The sequence below is a fragment of the Marixanthomonas spongiae genome, assembly GCF_003095375.1.
GTDB classification, from domain to species: Bacteria; Bacteroidota; Bacteroidia; order Flavobacteriales; family Flavobacteriaceae; genus Marixanthomonas; species Marixanthomonas spongiae.
Genome location: NZ_QEHR01000007.1, coordinates 215,996 through 233,722, shown reverse-complemented (window position 1 = coordinate 233,722; position 17,727 = coordinate 215,996). Strand labels below are relative to the sequence as shown.

Annotated in this window: 19 protein-coding genes; 8 read left to right on the top strand and 11 right to left on the bottom strand. The window is 36.2% G+C overall.

What is annotated here, in order from left to right; all coding sequences use genetic code 11:
• Window positions 1-4: 4 nt before the first annotated feature.
• Window positions 5-466: an SRPBCC family protein gene (locus DDV96_RS12255; RefSeq protein WP_116695056.1), complete on the bottom strand. Its 462-nt coding sequence runs from the start codon at window positions 464-466 to the stop codon at window positions 5-7.
• A gap of 345 nt (window positions 467-811) precedes the next feature.
• On the opposite strand from DDV96_RS12255, the gene DDV96_RS12245 reads away from it, so the two are divergent.
• Window positions 812-1,657, top strand: a complete 846-nt coding sequence (locus DDV96_RS12245) for a DUF2911 domain-containing protein (protein WP_116695054.1) — start codon at window positions 812-814, stop codon at window positions 1,655-1,657.
• A 108-nt stretch (window positions 1,658-1,765) separates the two neighbouring features.
• On the opposite strand, the gene DDV96_RS12240 is transcribed toward DDV96_RS12245, so the two are convergent.
• Window positions 1,766-2,611, bottom strand: a complete 846-nt coding sequence (locus DDV96_RS12240) for a T9SS type A sorting domain-containing protein (protein WP_116695053.1) — start codon at window positions 2,609-2,611, stop codon at window positions 1,766-1,768.
• 68 nt (window positions 2,612-2,679) lie between these two features.
• Complete coding sequence (locus DDV96_RS12235; RefSeq protein WP_116695052.1) at window positions 2,680-3,882, bottom strand: tRNA modification GTPase; 1,203 nt, start codon at window positions 3,880-3,882, stop codon at window positions 2,680-2,682.
• Window positions 3,883-4,262: 380 nt separating this feature from the next.
• Here DDV96_RS12235 and DDV96_RS12230 point away from each other — a divergent pair, with 380 nt between their 5' ends.
• The 6 genes from DDV96_RS12230 to DDV96_RS12205 all read left to right on the top strand — a co-directional run bounded on the left by DDV96_RS12230 (window position 4,263) and on the right by DDV96_RS12205 (window position 10,936).
• Window positions 4,263-5,687 carry a glycosyltransferase gene (locus DDV96_RS12230; protein WP_116695051.1) on the top strand — a complete coding sequence of 475 codons (1,425 nt, stop codon included), beginning with the start codon at window positions 4,263-4,265 and terminating at the stop codon, window positions 5,685-5,687.
• 351 nt (window positions 5,688-6,038) lie between these two features.
• Window positions 6,039-8,051 (top strand): histidine kinase, encoded by a 2,013-nt coding sequence (locus DDV96_RS12225; RefSeq protein WP_116695050.1) that lies wholly within the window; start codon window positions 6,039-6,041, stop codon window positions 8,049-8,051.
• 9 nt (window positions 8,052-8,060) lie between these two features.
• A complete protein-coding gene (locus tag DDV96_RS12220) occupies window positions 8,061-8,819 on the top strand; it encodes a LytR/AlgR family response regulator transcription factor (RefSeq protein WP_116695049.1) in 759 nt (252 codons plus the stop codon).
• Window positions 8,820-8,977: 158 nt separating this feature from the next.
• Window positions 8,978-9,547 (top strand): hypothetical protein, encoded by a 570-nt coding sequence (locus DDV96_RS12215; protein WP_116695048.1) that lies wholly within the window; start codon window positions 8,978-8,980, stop codon window positions 9,545-9,547.
• A gap of 355 nt (window positions 9,548-9,902) precedes the next feature.
• On the top strand, window positions 9,903-10,412 hold the full coding sequence (locus DDV96_RS12210; protein WP_165806011.1) for a laminin B domain-containing protein: 510 nt from the start codon (window positions 9,903-9,905) through the stop codon (window positions 10,410-10,412).
• A gap of 158 nt (window positions 10,413-10,570) precedes the next feature.
• A complete protein-coding gene (locus tag DDV96_RS12205; protein WP_116695046.1) occupies window positions 10,571-10,936 on the top strand; it encodes a DUF4870 domain-containing protein in 366 nt (121 codons plus the stop codon).
• A 119-nt stretch (window positions 10,937-11,055) separates the two neighbouring features.
• Here the strand turns inward: DDV96_RS12205 and DDV96_RS12200 are convergent, their stop codons facing one another.
• The 5 genes from DDV96_RS12200 to DDV96_RS12180 all read right to left on the bottom strand — a co-directional run bounded on the left by DDV96_RS12200 (window position 11,056) and on the right by DDV96_RS12180 (window position 14,739).
• Window positions 11,056-11,703 (bottom strand): DUF2459 domain-containing protein, encoded by a 648-nt coding sequence (locus tag DDV96_RS12200; protein WP_116695045.1) that lies wholly within the window; start codon window positions 11,701-11,703, stop codon window positions 11,056-11,058.
• A 200-nt stretch (window positions 11,704-11,903) separates the two neighbouring features.
• Window positions 11,904-12,452, bottom strand: a complete 549-nt coding sequence (locus tag DDV96_RS12195) for a DUF4269 domain-containing protein (RefSeq protein WP_116695044.1) — start codon at window positions 12,450-12,452, stop codon at window positions 11,904-11,906.
• Between the two features lie 157 nt (window positions 12,453-12,609).
• Window positions 12,610-13,269: a hypothetical protein gene (locus tag DDV96_RS12190; protein ID WP_116695043.1), complete on the bottom strand. Its 660-nt coding sequence runs from the start codon at window positions 13,267-13,269 to the stop codon at window positions 12,610-12,612.
• 225 nt (window positions 13,270-13,494) lie between these two features.
• The gene (locus tag DDV96_RS12185; protein ID WP_116695042.1) at window positions 13,495-14,169 is read right to left on the bottom strand and encodes a tetratricopeptide repeat protein; all 675 of its coding nucleotides are present in this window, start codon (window positions 14,167-14,169) and stop codon (window positions 13,495-13,497) included.
• A gap of 150 nt (window positions 14,170-14,319) precedes the next feature.
• Window positions 14,320-14,739 carry a hypothetical protein gene (locus tag DDV96_RS12180; protein ID WP_116695041.1) on the bottom strand — a complete coding sequence of 140 codons (420 nt, stop codon included), beginning with the start codon at window positions 14,737-14,739 and terminating at the stop codon, window positions 14,320-14,322.
• Window positions 14,740-14,997: 258 nt separating this feature from the next.
• Here DDV96_RS12180 and DDV96_RS16105 point away from each other — a divergent pair, with 258 nt between their 5' ends.
• Window positions 14,998-15,123, top strand: a complete 126-nt coding sequence (locus DDV96_RS16105) for a hypothetical protein (protein ID WP_262497876.1) — start codon at window positions 14,998-15,000, stop codon at window positions 15,121-15,123.
• Window positions 15,124-15,193: 70 nt separating this feature from the next.
• Here DDV96_RS16105 and DDV96_RS12175 read toward each other — a convergent pair whose 3' ends face one another.
• The 3 genes from DDV96_RS12175 to DDV96_RS12160 all read right to left on the bottom strand — a co-directional run bounded on the left by DDV96_RS12175 (window position 15,194) and on the right by DDV96_RS12160 (window position 17,697).
• Window positions 15,194-15,628, bottom strand: coding sequence for a DUF6678 family protein (locus DDV96_RS12175; protein ID WP_116695040.1), 435 nt, complete (start codon window positions 15,626-15,628; stop codon window positions 15,194-15,196).
• Window positions 15,629-16,069: 441 nt separating this feature from the next.
• Window positions 16,070-16,456 carry a hypothetical protein gene (locus DDV96_RS12170; RefSeq protein ID WP_116695039.1) on the bottom strand — a complete coding sequence of 129 codons (387 nt, stop codon included), beginning with the start codon at window positions 16,454-16,456 and terminating at the stop codon, window positions 16,070-16,072.
• Between the two features lie 359 nt (window positions 16,457-16,815).
• Complete coding sequence (locus DDV96_RS12160; protein ID WP_206074026.1) at window positions 16,816-17,697, bottom strand: TraB/GumN family protein; 882 nt, start codon at window positions 17,695-17,697, stop codon at window positions 16,816-16,818.
• Window positions 17,698-17,727: the final 30 nt, after the last annotated feature.

Genomic DNA, 17,727 nt, shown 5'->3' with positions numbered 1-17,727 from the left:
ATTATTATAGTTTCCCGAAGAGCTCGATAAGTTTTTCTCGTCGGTATTCAAAAATTTCGTTTAATTTGGGTTTTACCAGAAAAGGATGCACCATTTGGCCCAGAAACCCAAAAGGGAGTTTATAGTGCACTAAGTCTTCCATTTCCACGCCGCCGTCTATTTCTTTCAAAAAATGTTTGTGGTGCCAAAGCGAATAGGGGCCAAAGCGCTGTTCGTCCACAAAATAGTCGTTTTCTTTAACGTGGGTTATTTCGGTCACCCATTTGGACTTGATACCCAAAACAGGCGTGACGATGTACTCGATTATCTGTCCGGGGAACATGGGCGTACCAGCTCCCGACAGGATGTGAAACCCCATATAATCTGGAGTGATCACCTTGAGGTTTTGAGGAGCGGAAAAAAAGTCCCAAGCCTCCTTTTTGGAAATGGGAAGGCGTTGTTTGGTGTGCAATTGGTATAATTTCATACGCGTGGTTTACAGGGCTTATCTTCCTTTGTAAGATAATTTTCTGTTCATGCGCATTAGTCTGTACAATTCAACCTTAACAGCTTTTTTCTTCTTTCGGAAATTGAAAATATTTTTTAAAAAGAACCACATAATTTTTTCTTTTAAAAATACCACTGTTTTACGAATTAAAAAATTCTTTAAACAAAATTTAACCATTTGTTATCTAAAGATTGGTAGGGGAATAAAATGGTTTAATGTTATTTCTCGGTTTTCAAGAACATTTATTTAAGGTTTTGTTAACTATAAAAAACGAGGTAAAACGTATTTTAGTAAACTGAAACAAAATCAACTAAAACACGAATTATGAAAAACCTTTTATTACTAGCATGCACCGTGCTTTTTTCAGCAGGAATGATGGCACAAATTGAAACCCCACAGCCCAGCCCATCTCAGAAAATTGAACAAAAAGTGGGACTTACCGATATTACCGTTGAATATTCACGGCCAGCGATGCGCGACCGGAAAATTTTTGGCGGCTTGGTGCCTTACGGAAAGCTATGGCGTACCGGGGCCAACCAAAATACAAAGATAACTTTTGACAAGCCGGTAATGATAGGCGATACCGAACTTAAACCTGGATCGTATGCTATTTACACCAAGCCCAATAAAAACAATTGGGAAGTTTATTTTTACAGCGATGCCAACAATTGGGGGCTGCCACAAGAATGGGACGAGAGTAAGGTAGCTGCCAAAACCACAGTAGATGTGTACCCTATGCCCATGAACATCGAATCGTTTACCATGACCTTTGACGATGTGGCCCACGACCAGGCCCATCTTGGGATGCTTTGGGAAAATACTTATGTAGGGGTGCCTATTAAGGTAATGACCGACAAGGAAGTTTCTGCCAATATAGACCGCGTAATGAATGGGCCCAATGCCAATGATTATTACGCTTCGGCCGTGTATTACCTGGAAACGGGGAAAGATATCGATCAAGCCAAAAAATGGATAGACAAAGCCATTGAAATGTCCGACAACCCGCCGTTTTGGCAATACAGGCAACAATCGTTGATCTATGCGAAAGCAGGAGATAAAAAAGGCGCTATAAAAGCGGCCAGAAAATCACTGGAACTTGCTAAAAAAAATGGTAACGACGATTATATAGCTTTAAACGAAAAATCATTGAAGGAGTGGGGTGCGATGTAAGCAAACCTCTTTTTTAAACAAATAAAAGCATCCTTTTCGGGATGCTTTTTGTTTGGAATGAATTTACAACAAATCTACAGGTTTGTACTATTGCCTGGAAGTTGTTTTTTAGGCCTTTATAAACTTTTTGGTGATGGTTTTCCCATCGACAGTAACGGAAACGAAAAAGAAACCAGAAGAAAGCCTGGAAACATCGATCACATTGCTTTTTGCAGTAGCTAATAGCTGTCCTTGCATCGAATAGATTTCAATATTTTGGTAGGCAACACCTGGGCTTAATTTCAATGTGTCCGTTACCGGATTGGGATAAACGCTAAACGAAATAAGTTCAGCATTGGAAACCCCTAAACTACAATTCTCACTGTAAACCGTATAAGGTTCTTTGCACCATACAATAGGGTCATCGCCGCAGGTTTGGCTGTTGGCATACGTTACATCATCCACTTGAATACACTGTAAATTGCTGCTGTTGTCGGCCCACATTAGGGTCAAGTTTTCGTTATTGCCGTTCTGTATGTTTAAATATTCCAACGAACCGTTGCTGTCACATTCCAATGAAACTAAATTCACATTTGCTGAAAAATCAAGGGTTACAATTTCATCGTTGTCCCAACAGCCTATGTTTTCAAGGCTTATATTTTCTGAAAGGTCCAATTCAATTAAATCATTATCAGTGCAAAACAATGTGATTAGGTTTGAGAAAGAAGCAATTCCTTCGAGGGAAACTATATTTTGAAAACTTACATCCAAACTTAAAACGGCCTCTGCTTCAGTAAGTTGTATTTCGCCGTCATTATTCAAGTCGACATCTGTATCTGGATTGCCATCCCCATCAGTGTCCACACATTGGGTGTTTACCAGTGCATTTTTAAAATTGGCATCGGGGATGGTGACGTTTTGTGCGTTTAAAAAAGAAAAAGAAAGCAGGCAGCATAAAAAGTAGAGTTGTTTCATTACAAGTGGGTTTTAAAAATTAATACTATCTGTTATATAGTTAAAGAAAAAAAGTAGTGTTGTGTTTCTTAAAAAAGGGTGTATCCCAATATAAAGGAAACGCTTTTGTAATCGGAACCCCAAAACACATAACTTCCCATAATGTTCCGTTCGGTGGCCAACCGTACTTCGGCACTGTAACGGTCGTTAAAGTTATAACCCAAGCCAAAAGCAAAATTACTGGTGGACCTGCTTATTTCCAGATCTGGATATATTTCAAAGTCTATGTTGGATTTTAAGGAAAAATCGATCACATAAGAAGCATTGACGAATATTTTGGATTTGTCATTTAAAAAGAAATAATGCCTTAACCCAAACGGCAGTTCAATGGACTTATAATCAGTTTTTACAAGTGCCGGATACGTTACTTGAGGATTTTGTACTTCATCAGGTTTATAATATTGATAGGTAGGCTCTACAATGATGGCCCATTTGTTTTTGTTGAAAGGCAATTTGAATTCACCTTCCAAACCAAATCTAAAGCTTGTAGCATTACCAAAATCAATTGATGCCCTTCTTGCGGAATTTGCTATTATTAAAGAAGAACTCCTAACTCCCGGTCTAACGGTAAAATTAAAGACCAGTTTGTTTTTGTTTTTGGTGTAATCGGTATAATCGGCTTGGGCACATTGGTTGTACTTCACAAAAAACCTCGACAGGTCACTGCTGTTATAATCAACTTTTTCCAGGGTATTCATTGAAAAGTCACTGCATTTCAAATTGTTCCATAGTTGTTGTTTGTACTGGTTGTTTACGCCCATTTTTGTAGGTGTTTCCTTATACCTTTTATAGACCAGCTGTTCTACGTTTTGTGTTCCAATTTTATAGAAATAACGGGTTAGGTTACTGTCTCTATACAGGTAGAGCGTGGCTTTACCTTCTACCAGCACCCTTAAAAAAAGCTGTTCTTCCTTGAATTCGGGAGCTTTTTTTGAGCCCAACCGGTTCACCACATCGGTAGAGCGGTCTATATTGACGGTGTGGCGTTCGTACTTTTGGGTTTCAGAAACCATAAATTCCTTGACCATAGCGATGTTGGCCGTTTTTACCTCTTGGTTTTCACTTGCTTTGTATTCAAAGGTTTTGGGGTTGCTGCGCCAGTCAACATTTTTTATGAGGCAATTTACCTTGTTGCCCTGATTATTGATAAAATAGCCTTTTTCAAATTTAATTTGAGCATAAGTGCTTAAGCTAAAAAAGGATACTAATAAAATGAGTACTGTATTTTTCATAAATAGGAAATGTTTTAAAAAAATCGTTTGAGGCTAAGAAAAAATAGAGGTTGTAAATGTGATTTTAATTAAGCATATCTTTTTCCGGAAGCCATCGATCTATATGTTTACTTGACGACGAAAATACCATATCTATTTATTTTTGAAGAATTTTTTCGAAAGAAATATTAAGGTTTTTTTAACACACTTCTGCGCAAATATGTGGCGAAGATTAAGGCACTATGGGCCAAATAGTGCTTCCCGTTAAACACAGGTTGTATAAAAAATATACAGTTTTTGTTTCCGAAGGAACTTTAAAACCATTGCAAAGATGCTTAAAACCGTATTGGCACAAGTGTTGACAATTATATTGGTTAAAAAAAAGAAAATTAGCCTATTTTATGAATCTAAAGAACACTGCACCAAAAAAAGCTGCAACAAGAAAAACTAACTTAAAATCTATTTTCCGGCCCTTTTCATTAACGCCGGACAAAGCCAACAAAACCTATAACATCCTTGTACTGCTCAACACTTTTCTGTTGTTGGCGGGCGGTGCCTTTTTGGTATACCAAATGCAACATGATTTTGCCCAGTTTAGAGTGGAACGCCTAAGCAGCACGTGGGGATTCATGTTTTTCGCAATCGCAACTACGTTGTTTTTGTATAAAGCCGGTTTTTTTATCTACCAACTCTTTTTGTACTTTCGGTATAAACCCATTGCATCGGTCAGCAATGAGGAACTGCCAACCGTAACTGTTATTGTGCCAGCATACAACGAAGGCAAGCAGGTATATGCCACGTTAAAAAGTTTGACAAAAAGCGATTACCCTAAAGAAAAAATACAATTATTGGCCATAGACGACGGCAGTAAAGACGATACGTGGCACTGGATGAAAGAAACCAAAAAACAACTGGGCGACCAAGTGGCCATTTATCAGCAACCTGAAAACAAGGGAAAGCGACACGCATTATACCGTGGTTTTAATATTGGTACTGGCGATGTGTTTGTAACCGTTGATAGCGATTCTGTAGTTAACACCAATACGCTTCGTAATTTGGTGAGCCCTTTTATCACCAATGAGCAATGTGGTGCCGTGGCTGGGAACATCCGGGTGCTGAACAATGCCAAAGCCTTACTGCCAAAAATGCTCGATGTGAGCTTTGTCATGAGTTTTGAGTTTGTACGCTCTGCCGAAAGCAAACTCAACTCGGTGCTTTGTACGCCCGGCGCTTTGGCAGCCTACCGCAGGACTGCAGTGTTGGCGTGCTTGCCAGAGTGGATCAATCAAAAATTTATGGGGAAACCATCGGATATTGGCGAAGATCGTGCGATGACCAATATGATCTTGAAACAAGGGTACCACGTTTTGTTTCAGCGCAATGCGTATGCTTATACAAACGTGCCCGAAAGATACAAAGGCTTGTACAAAATGTTCATCCGTTGGGGAAGGAGCAATGTGCGGGAAAGCATTGCCATGGCCAAATATGTGTTCACCGATTTTCGGGAAGGTTCTAAAACAGGATCGCGGTTGTTGTTCTTCAGTCAAGCGACAAAGCTTGTCATGTGTTACCCATTTTTGCTGTTTATGCTATATTTTATTATGGTACATCCCGTATTGTTTGTTAGTTCAACTTTGGCGAGTATTTTGGTATTGTCCAGCTTTCAGACAATTTTCTATGCTAAACGGTATAATTTTTCTGAATCATTCTGGGCGTACACTTACAGCATATTGTACACCTTTGGGCTTTTTTGGATTACACCTTATGCCATAGCCACGGCGAGTAGGAGCGGTTGGCTCACCCGCGAACTGCCACAACAAGAGTAGAAAACAGTTTGTATGGTGTGAACCCTTCAAACACCCGAAATTATTCCGTAAAACCGCATCCTTTCAGCTTAACGAAACGTTGCGGTTTTTCTATTGGTAGAGTCTTTGCAATTACTTGCTTCGTTAAATTAAGACTTTAAAAAATGTTAAAAACCCATCCTTCCTTTTTTCTTGCGCATAATCGAAGAATGGCTCGATACTTCAGAAAAAACACTTTATTGTGCTTTATGTAACGCTTCAGGGCAGCAATATACATGACGCGAAACGGAAATTCCTGTCAAACACTAAGTGAAAGCTACTGAATGCTAAACTTGGGCTTAAATTTAAAAATAGAATGCTATTTTAGCTAAAATGAAGCATTTCTTTACTTTAATATCAAGCTATTTGTTATTGGGGCTTTGGTGCCTGCAAGGACAAATAGTAGCCGATTCCATAGCCCATAACTTGGAATTGGTGCAAAGCAACAAAGTAAAGGCAGTGCGCACGGGATTGGATGTCTCGTTTAAGGAAATACAACAGCAGACAGCTTGGAAAACTTATGATGCCTCATTTACCACACCGCCGGAAAAAGCGCTGTGGCTATCTTTTGAAATGGAAAATAGCTCTGGGGATACGATTCATAACTATCTGTACAGCCTCAATCACTATACAACTGTTTACCAAGAATGGGGGCAAGGGTTCAAAAAGATGAAAAACGGGTATTTTGTGCCGCTGCCCCAACGTGCCAACGCATCGGAAAACTTTTTTACAAAACTGACCTTTTTGCCTTTTCAAAAATCACAGCTTTACATAAGGTTAGCTGTAAAAAAAGTTCATAGTAAAATTACGGCTCCTGCTATTTTTTCTGAAAACAGTTATTGGGAATTTGCCCTCAGCAATTATAAAGAACAGGCTTATTCCATAGGGTTTATCTACTTTTATATTATATCGCTTTTTACCATTTTAATATTTGCCTTGGTGTTTTGGATACGGCTGCGGGACAATCTCTACCTTCATTATTTAGGTTATTTGGTTTTTCAGTTGGTGTACGGGTTTTTGGCATTGCGCGGCACCTTGGCGCCAGTGGGCAATTTTTTCAACTATTTCCCAAAACTGGCCGATGATTTAATGGAACCCGTGCAATTCGCATTTATTGGGTTTTACGTTTTTTTTATTTTAAAACTGCTGCGGGTAAAAAACTACGACCAGCTTTTAGCGTCCATCCTTAAATACTTGGGCTTGGCCTGTTTTGGTTATGCCATTGCACAGTTTTTGTTCACACAGTTATTTTACGACGGGGAGGTGTCACAGCAAGTATTTACTTGGGTGCGCTTAATTATTTTGCCGCTGAACTTCGTGTTGATTTTTTGGATCATCTACAAAGTAAAACATCCCTTACTGGTTTATTTTATAGTAGGTCAAACGTTTTTTTTCATAGGTGCATTGCTGGCCTCTTACATTGGTTACTTTAGCCAAGGTAGTATGTTCAATTTTAAAGAAGCAGCCAACATTGTGTTTCAGATAGGCTTGTTGGCAGAAGTGTATTGTTTTTCACTGGCTTTGGGAAAGAATATGTTCTTGCTTCAGAAAGAAAAAGAAGAAGTGAATGCTGGGTTTATAGCACAACTGCAAGAAAACCAACAATTGCAAAAAAACATGAACCGTGAGCTGGACAAAAAGGTAAATGAAAAGACCGAAGAGCTCATCCAATTGTATTCTGAAATAGAACAAGAAAAACAACAGAAAATAGAGGACGATTTTATGAAAAAGATCCAGGAAACCGAAATGATCGTCCTGCGCGCGCAAATGAACCCGCATTTTATTTTCAATAGCATGACCGCCATCAAAAACCTGATTATGACCGGTAGAAATGATGCTGCCATGACGTATCTGGACGATTTTTCCAGTTTACTGCGCGACATACTGGAAAACAGCAACCGGGAAAAAATCACTGTGGAAGAAGAGTTCGAATTTATAAAACTCTATCTATCTTTGGAAAAGAGCCGGATGGGGCCAGAATTAAATTACAGCTTACAGGTTTCTTCAAAAGAGGAACTCTCTCAATACCATATTCCGCCGTTATTATTACAACCCTTGGTTGAAAATGCAATATGGCACGGGTTGCACCCCAGTTTAAAAGCCGAAAAAAAATTATCGATTGTTTTCGATACTTCAACGCGGCTAAAAATAACAATAGAAGATAACGGTATTGGGAGAGCTGCCAGTGATAAAAGAGAGAAAGTGCACAAATCCATGGGTACTAAAATCGTTAAAGACAGATTGGCGCTGTACAATCATTTACGTGAAGAGACCATCCATTTTAAAATAACCGACCTTGAAGAAGACGGTATTGTTTTAGGAACGCGAATTACACTAACCTATTAATATTGAATTATGACGAACGTGATTATTATTGACGACGAAGCCCACTGCACCCATGTGTTGAAAAGTTTAATTGAAAAAGCCCATTCAGACTATACCATTACCGGGGTTTTTAACAATCCGCTGGAAGGATTGGAATTTATTAAAAACAATCCACCAGACTTGCTGTTTCTCGATATCGAGATGCCCAGCCTCAATGGTTTTGCTTTATTGGACAAGCTACAACCCATCGATTTTGACGTGATTTTCACCACGGCCTACGGCGAATATGCGATCAAGGCTTTTAAATATAGCGCCATTAATTACCTGTTGAAGCCCATTACCGAAAAAAGTATTGTAAAAGCACTTTCCAACTGGGAAAAACGTCGTAAAAAAACCAGCAGTAAACAATGGGAACTACTGCATGACCATTTACAGGAAGGAGGTAAGGACTGCTCCCAAATAGCGCTGCCCACGGGAATTGGATATCAAATTGTGGAAATAAAGAGTATCGTCCGTTGCCAATCGGACAGTAACTATACAAATGTTTACTGTGCCGATGAGAATAAAATCTTGATCAGCCGTACCTTAAAGGAAATTGAAGAGCTTTTAGGGGATCATGGTTTTATCCGCGTACATCGGTCGCATTTAATCAACCCACAATTTGTAAAAGGCATATTAAAGCACCACGGTGGCAGTTTAATTATGCAAGACGAAGCAGAAATCCCGGTTTCTCGCCAAAAGGCAGAACAGATCAACGATATTTTAGAAACCATGCTTCGGTTTAAGTAGCTGTTCATTTATTTAGTTTTCATCTTAAAAAAAATAGTGCACCAATCACTAAGTGAGTATCGCCAAACACTAAGTGAGGGTTGTTGCTCCCGTGTTTAATGGATAGTATTGTTGTCTAATAATAAAAACAAACGACAACCTATTAAAAAATCCAGTTTATGAAAACAATCAACAAAACAATTTATATCGCTGTGGTGGCCTTTCTTACCTTAATGTCAGGTTGCAGTAAGGACAAGAACGATCCCAAAGAAGAAGAAAACACTTCTGGCGCAGCTCATGAATACAACATTACGGTAGATGGCCAAAATTTTTCAGGCAAAATCGATAATGTGTACGGTACCGAAGGTGAAAACGGTGCAATTTCAGCCGTATCGGTGTTTTATCAAGACGATACCACGACACAGGTTAGTTTTTCGCTTCAAAACAACGATATGATAGCTGTAGGAGGGTTTGTATATCCCAATGGTCAAGGGGACAATGTTTCCTTGGACGATGAAGGTAATTCGAGTATAGAGTTTAAGCCATCTTCTGATATCGGATATGCTTCGGAATCTGGGACGGCAAAAGTTATCATAGGGAAAAAAGTCAATTTAGGGGAAGGGGTGCCAAAATTCGCTGCCCTTGAAATTGAATTTGAAGGGACCTTTTCTTATTTAGATGAAAACAACGACCGACAAATGGTTTCGGCTTCAGGAACGTTCATTGTGAATTTGCCTCCAGGATATTAAACACCTGCAGTTTCATTTTAAAGGGACGGTACTGTTCTTATCTGAAATAGCAACATGAATTTTTCCGTCTACATTTCATCTAAAAACCACAATTTGTTGAATGCTCATTAAAAGCAACCGTATACTCATAAAACTACTACGCCCACTATATGGGGTTTGTTTCAGGAAATAGGTGGGTTACATTTGCAGTCAAAATCAACACAAACATCAAAAAACTACAAAATTTATTATGAAACGAATAAAAGTTAGACTACATACAATCATCATTGCCTCTCTGAGCCTGGCACTTTTATCTGCCTGTAACAAGGATGACGATTCAGGGCCACAAGCCGAGGATAAACCTATTGCAGATAGCATGTTCAAAGAAAATGCTGAAGGCTGGAGAATAACTGGTGATGCCCAAGGCGGCTACACTGAAGCATCTTATTCGCCCGATGGAGGAGTGCAGGACGGATACATCTATGCAGATGACAATGTACAGGGTGGGGTATGGTATTTTACCGCTCCAGAAACATATCACGGTGACAAAAATGAGTTTTATGGTGCGAAACTAAGTTTTAGTTTGTTTCAAGATTCAGATATGTCAAATCAGTTTGAAAACAGTGATATAATTTTTAAAAATGGTGACACTCAAATTACATATGTGTATAGCCCAGATGCTTATCCTGGTGAAGACTGGACCGATTATAGTGTAACGATAAGCGCAGGCAACGGTTGGCTTATAGGAGAGTATGACAGTGAAGTTGAAGCCACCGAAGCCGATATTAAAGCCGTACTTGCTAACGTAACGGAATTTTCAATACGTGGTGAATTTGAGAGCGGTCCTGACAATGGCGGCTTGGACAATATCATTATAGATAAATAACGAAGAGGAGCGTTATTTACCACTGTGGAATTTAGGCTTTCTTATTTTTAAACTTCCCAAAACTTTGGGTTGCAGGAAGACCAAGAAAGCCTTTCTTCCATAGCATTTTAGTTGTTTCAAAAAAATAATTAAAACCACCAACACATAAAATGAGTAATATGAACAACACCACCAGAGAACAACCAACACCACAAGAACCGGCTACTTCGGTTAAAGAAAAAGACAGCATGGCCATTATTGCCTATATCACGCTTATAGGTTTGATCATCGCTTTTGTGAGCAATAAGGATAAAAAGAATGCTTTTACAGCTTTTCATATCCGGCAGTCGTTGGGATTGGCGGTAACGGGCTTTGCATTGATGATTTTAAGCTTCCTGCCTTATATAGGTTGGTTTATATCCTCAATAGGCAGCCTTGCCTTGATGGTTTTATGGGTCTTGGGGTTGGTAAATGCCATTAACGGAAAAAAAGAACCCATCCCAATGGTAGGCCCGTATTTTGAAACGTGGTTTAAAGATGTTTAAAACTGAAAATCACAACTTATAATCAAAGGTACAAGTAAAATTAAACGGAGAGGTTCATAAAACCCAATTGGGCAGGTGTCTTTTTCACAATGCTTAATTGTGAAGCTTAGCAACCGTTTTTATTCGTATTTGTTCAATAACCCAAAGTCGAAAGGCGTCCAAAGGCAGGCTTTGAGTCCGCTTTTTTTAAATCCGGTATTTGCCCACGTGTTGCTAGTTTTAAAGCAGGAGTAGCTGCCGTTGGCTTTATAAAAATCATCGTTTGCTGCATACCCTTTGTTTTTAAGCCTGATTTTCAGGCCGTTTTCATCTGTTTTAAACGTTTCCAGTAGGTAAGCGTTTAATTTTTTTAATTCGGATTCGGTTACTTTTATGGCTATCCAATCGGTTTGTTTTTGTTTGTAACGGGTTATATGCATTAGGGTGCTGCTTTTTAAAAATAAAGCCTTAAAAGCAGTTTTAAACGTCAAATCATTCCAAGTTGGGGTGTTGAGATAAAATTCGGCGTCGCCCCAGCCAAAGGACAAATACTCTTCGGTTTCCTCATGCTTTATTCCGGACAAAAGCGAGCGATTTATATCTCCTTTTGCTAATACTATGTTTATATGCACGCCGTTTGTGCTTAGGTAGATGGTTTTTTGCGGATGGGAATCAACTTCATCATTATTTACCGTAATGGCAGATAGTAGTAGAGAAACAATTAGATATGTCAACGGCAGGAGCAAGAAATAAAACAACCATTTTAGTATGTTTTTTACTATGCTCATATCGGGTTTTGATTGTCGCTTTTATGGATAAGGTTAAAATTAAGTCAAGGTGTTTTTTCTGTAATCTGGCCTTTAAGTTATGTTTTCGAAATTTTTCAACTGTTGAGAAATCAAATTCAGTAGTTTTCTTTAGTATCCGTTTGTTGAGCAGCCGTAGCCAAAGGGTGGGTTCCTGAAGCTTCGAGACGCCGTAATTGCGGCTATAGATTGGTGTCCATTGTTTTTATTTCCAGTTTTAACAATTCGGTATATGGGTTTCCTTTCAGTCCTAATAGTTTGGCAAAAGCAGGTTCTGTTTTAAGTCCGTCAGATTTTAATTTTTTTATTTTCTGCTTAAAGTCAACTCCTTTTTCGTTTAAAATTCTGTTTTCAATAATCATATGTCGATATGCGTTTTGTTTTTCGGTTGGGATATTTTGTCCAAAAACCTCAAACAGAAAATTATCGGTTTTAAATTCTGCAACAGTTGACTCAATTCCGTTTTGCTTTTTTGAATAAACTTTAAAATCTTTTTTTTCTGAAAACTTCCTTGTCAAATACATTTTAAATTCAAAATGATTTTCGCATTCGCAAATAATGTCTAAATCGCTTTCAGGTAAATCGATTCCTATTGGAATAGTACCAGTAAGAATGGGGTTATATTTTTTGAGTACCTCAAAAATTTTATGTTCCTTAATTTCATGAAAAGCGAGTTTTTGCCTTTCGTTTCCGTGCTTTAGATATTCTATATTTCTAAAAGTTTCAATCAATTCTCGAATTTTTTTTTAGCGGTCTAGGCTATGCGCAGTTGCGTGGTTTAGCATTTAACTTAGCAAGTACACACCAAACTGAAAATCCGCGAGGATTTTCGTAAGCGAGCTCGAACTAGCCATTAATTATACACGGTATTAGCAAACGTATTTATTATTAATATCCAAACTCCATTACTATTAATCCTTTGGTAATTGGGCTTGAAAAATCAGGCTTACTCTTTAATATGATTCCAGCCATAATTTCTGGGTGAATAAATCCAGCTGTTTCTTTAACATCATAAAACGCTTTTAAAAAGTCATTCTCATCTTTTATTTTATTAATGGCTTGCATATATTCACCAACATAATTCATTCGAGGTGTTTTATATTCCGCTTTTATTAATGAATCTATATTCTTTTTTAAATTTACAGAATGAAATCCGATTCTATAGTCGGTTGTTCCGTCATCGTTTTTGAAAGTAAACCTTGATTTAATATCATTGCCTTCAATCCAAACAGAATCTGGATATTCGTAGATTTCAAGTTTTAATTTACTATCGTTAAATTTCTTTCTATTTTCAGAGGAAATTTTGTTCCTAAAAGTCAACTTGTTTTCATTCACATCGATTAAAAATTGTTTGTAGGCTTTCTCTGTTTTTAGGTTTGGATAAATTTTTTTAATAATATCCTTTTCAAAATCAGATACGAGTGAATTCAGAGTTTTGCTATTTTCCGCTCCTAAAACTTTATCAAATACCGTTATTTGGTATTCAGTTTTTTTAACCGAACAACTAACAATTATAAAAAGGACTATGAATGTTTTGAGAATTTTCATTGGTTGGTCATATGTTTGCTAACTTGTTTGTATCAACACCTTTTCCGCTTTTAGTTTACCTATTAGAGTGCAATAAATAAGTTTTATGTTTTTTATTTTCATAACCAAAGGTAGTGTTTTTCGGTTAAGCACTAACGTTCCGAGTGGATGCAACCTGTCCTGAGCGCAGCCGTAGGGTAGTCGAATCCGCCGTAATTGCGGTTATACATTGTTGGCAACAGTATTTTATTTTCCGCAATGCTTTTCAAATTCCGATTTTGCAAGTTCATCTCCTAATTCAATTGCTTTTTTATAATGTTCACAAGCTAATTCCGTATTTCCTGACATAAATAGACAAGCTCCAATCATATAGTTATTGTCAGCAGGCTCATAGTTACTTTTTAGACTATTCATAAAGTCAGAATATGCTTTTTCATAGTCATATAAGTCGTAATGAACCAATCCACGATTATAATAAATTTCCGCACTTGGAACGTCGTAAAAGCTTTTTTCAATAATACTGTTTGGTTCGTAATCGATTGTTATTAATTCTCCGCCTTTGGTTTGAAAAGCTAAATCATAGTATTCTTTTGCTTTATTTAAATTTCCGGCTTGTCGATAGCTATTTCCAATGTTATAAGTTGCTAAAGTATTTTTAGGGTCTAATTCTAACACTTTTTGGTAGTCAGAAATCGCTTGGTCGTACTTTTCTAAACTTGATTTATATGCTCCACGATTTATATAAGCTCCGAGATAGTCGGGTTTAATTCGTATAGCTTCATTCAAAATTTCAATTCCTTTTTCATATTGTCCAAGCTCATCATATTTTTCCGCTTCCAACAGAAGGTGCTCAGCGGATTTTCCACAACTAGCAAAAAGCAAAATAGAAGAGAAAAATATAAATGATATTCGGTTTTTCATATTGTTGCCAACGTTTATGTATAAGAATAGTTGCGGGTTTGCGTGCGAGGATTTTCCGAAGGAAAATCAGATGTAGCAAACACACAACTACCTTTGTTTTAGCACAAAACCGCAATTATTTTTATACGGTGTTGGGCATAGTTTTTTTATTTAAAATCCATTTGCCTCAAGATTTGTTTTTTCACAATACTTTTCAAATTCCGCTTGCTTTTCAGTTGTCAAGTTAAATAAGAAATCTAAAAAAATGTCAAATTCCGAAATCATTATTTCGTTGAGTTGGGTCAGAAACCTTTTGGCATTTATTTCTCTTGTTTCAAATCCGAAATCGTAAAAAATGTACTTTCCTTTTTTTTCATTCAGAAAGTTTGCAAGATGGATTACATTATATTTTTGGTCATTATATTCAATTGTTGCGTCATAGTCAAATCGGTCGTTCCAAATTTCCATATTCAAAATCGGATATTCAAGTCTGCAAAATTTAGCCATTCCTAAATCTTTTGATTCCACAATTTTAAATCCGCTTTCAAAAGCAGATTTCAGGTAAATTTTAATATCGATTTCTAATTCCATAATCGTTTTCCCAAATTATGCCCAACGGTCTTCTTTACTTTATACCGTAATTAAATAGTTAGTTACATTTACTAAGAAACAAGAGGAGAACTAAAACGGTCTTTGGAATAGCAGTTCCTTTATACGTATCAGTCCTCTTGTCTCTCTTAGGTTGCTTTAGGACCATTTGGAATACCAGGAATCTCTTCCTATTAAAGGTGATAGTCATAGCAACATATATTAACCATTCCTTTTTAAAAAGGAACAATATTTAAAAATATGAAAAATTACTTAGACGTGATTGGTATTGATGTATCAAAATTAACCATCGATGCCCATATTCACAAAAGAAGAGTACACCGGGTGTTTTCCATTCCCCCAAAACCATCATTATTAAATAATTGAAATACAAATATTAACTTTAGAGAACTGAACTAGTGCTTTTCATAGGAAACGTTGTTGCCAACAGTTATTTTTATCCATAGCAATTTAGTTTCAGTTCGATACTGTCTTTTGATATTCTAAATTCACCTATTTGTTTTAATATTTTTTCAATTTCCGCTATATTTTGAGAATTAAGATTATTATTCTCATCTAAAAATTCAGAAGGGAAACTTATCCATTCAATTTCTTTGTAGAGCAACCAACCGTTTAAAGAATTCATTCCCTCAAATCCATTACTCCAATAGTCAAAATCGTAACATAAGTCAGCTGTGATATATAATTGGCCAATTTTTTCGTCAAGAATTTTTTTGAAATTTACTCTTTTGATTAATTCAGCGTTTTCAACTAATCCGTCAATCAATTTTTTCCATTTCGCATTAGACATAAAATTTGCAGAAAACTTTTCCTTAATCTTGGAATCAAGTTTTCTATCTAAATCAGTAGTTGATGGTTTGTACGTTTTCATCTAATTGTTGGCAACGGTCTCCTTTACTTTACACCGTAATTAAATAGTTAGTTACATTTACTAAGAAACAAGAGGAGAACTAAAACGGTCTTTGGAATAGCAGTTCCTTTATACGTATCAATCCTCTTGTCTCTCTTAGGTTGCTTTAGGACCATTTGTAATACCAGGAATCTCTTCTTATTAAAGGTATTTGTCATTGCAACATTTATTAACCATTCCTTTTTAAAAATGAACAATATTTAAAAATATGAAAAATTACCTAGACGTGATCGGTATTGATGTGTCAAAATTGACCATCGATGCCCATATTCATAAAAGAACAGTACACCGGGTGTTTTCCATTACCCCAAAACCTTCATTGAGATAATTGATATAATAATATTATTTTTGAAGAACGGGGTTAGTGATTTTTATAGGATACGGTATTACCTGTAGTTATTTTTAACTTTTTACAAGTATTCCAATGGTTCCAATTTCTGTCCATTTCTCATATATGAGTTCGTAAACAAAAATTCCATTATGACCACATTCTAATCCACAGTAATAGCTATGCTCGAAAAATGCGTATTTTTTATTTAGTGAAAAAAAAGGAATGCTTATGTTATAAATACCATAATAATTGTGTTTTGGTGCTTTATCTAAACTATCTTTTTCTAGGAATGAAAGAATTTCATTTAAGGTTGTCTTTGAAACCGAATCAATTTTAAGATTATTAAAATTTAATTGTAATACTTTTGATTCAGAGTATTGTTTAAATATAAAATCTATATCATTTTTAGTTAAAATTTTTGTTTTCTCTATATACTGATATTCAATATCCTGAGTCAATAATATTAAAATATTCTTTCCAATATTCTGAGTCAGTTTTTAAATCTGGAAATACTACCGAATTATTCCTAATAAGACTTTTTTCCTTTAGAACATCATTGAAAAAGTTGTAATAATCAGAGTCAGTAATTTCATTTGTATTATTTGACTTTGAATTAATTTCTATTTTTTGAAAATCTCTGTTAATTCTGTGTTCTTTCAAATTATTACAACAATTAAAAATTAACAAAATGACAAAGATTCTTCTCATAATTACAGGTAACGTCTCGTTTACGGGATTAAAGATAGTGATTTTCGCTTTAGCACAGAAGTTAGCAATTCCAAGTGGATTTAGTCTGTCCTCATTGTTTGTGGTAGTTTTATTTTATTTCTATAGGTGTAATGGTATATCCTAATTCTTTTAATTGATTTATCAGTCCACATTTGTACATTAAATGACTCAATCCAACTGCAATAAAACAATTCTTCTTTTCAAGAAAGTCGTTAATGGGCTTAATCCATTTATTGTTTCTATCAGTTAGTACAAGTGTATTTCTACAAGGTGCATTTAGTTGATAGTCAATTTCCATATTGGAATACCAATCAGTTTCTTCACAATAACTTGAATCTTTGGAACGAATCTTATCAATAATATTAGCAAGTCTTCTTCTATGTATTTTTCTTGGCATTCCCTCAACATCTTTATTTATTAGATTTATTTGTTCTTTGGTTGTTTCAAGGCCATAGCGTTCAATATTTTTTTCAACTGCCTTGGTGCTTATATAGTCATCTAAAGAGAGAGAAGTGTCATTGGCGCTTTTGTTTAAACATACTTTTTGTTTAAAATATCTGTTTAGAAAAACATACATTTCGGTTGGTGTCATTTTGTTATAATCAGTAGGACTAGTGGCGAAGAGGACTTTAATGAAACTCAAGTCGGTTTTGCTTAAATATTTTTTCCACTTGGTTTTTGTATTCCTTAGATTAATAATATCCTCAGCCATTTTCCCTGGAATGTTCAGGTTTTCTTTTATTAATAAGTCGCAAGATTCTAATGCTATGTTGGCATTGGTTAATGAATCAAAAAAAGTTTTACCAAAAGCGTGATGAGTTCCAAACAGATATGAAGTCTTGGTCGAGTGTGGGTTAGTTATTCTAAAGAGGATTGTATTATTTATAGAAGTACTACTGCTATTCTGACCCAATAATAAAGTGGAAGTCAAAACCAGAAGCAGTAAGGTAATAATTTCTCTTATTTTCATTGTTTATAATTATCGCCAACAGTATTTGTG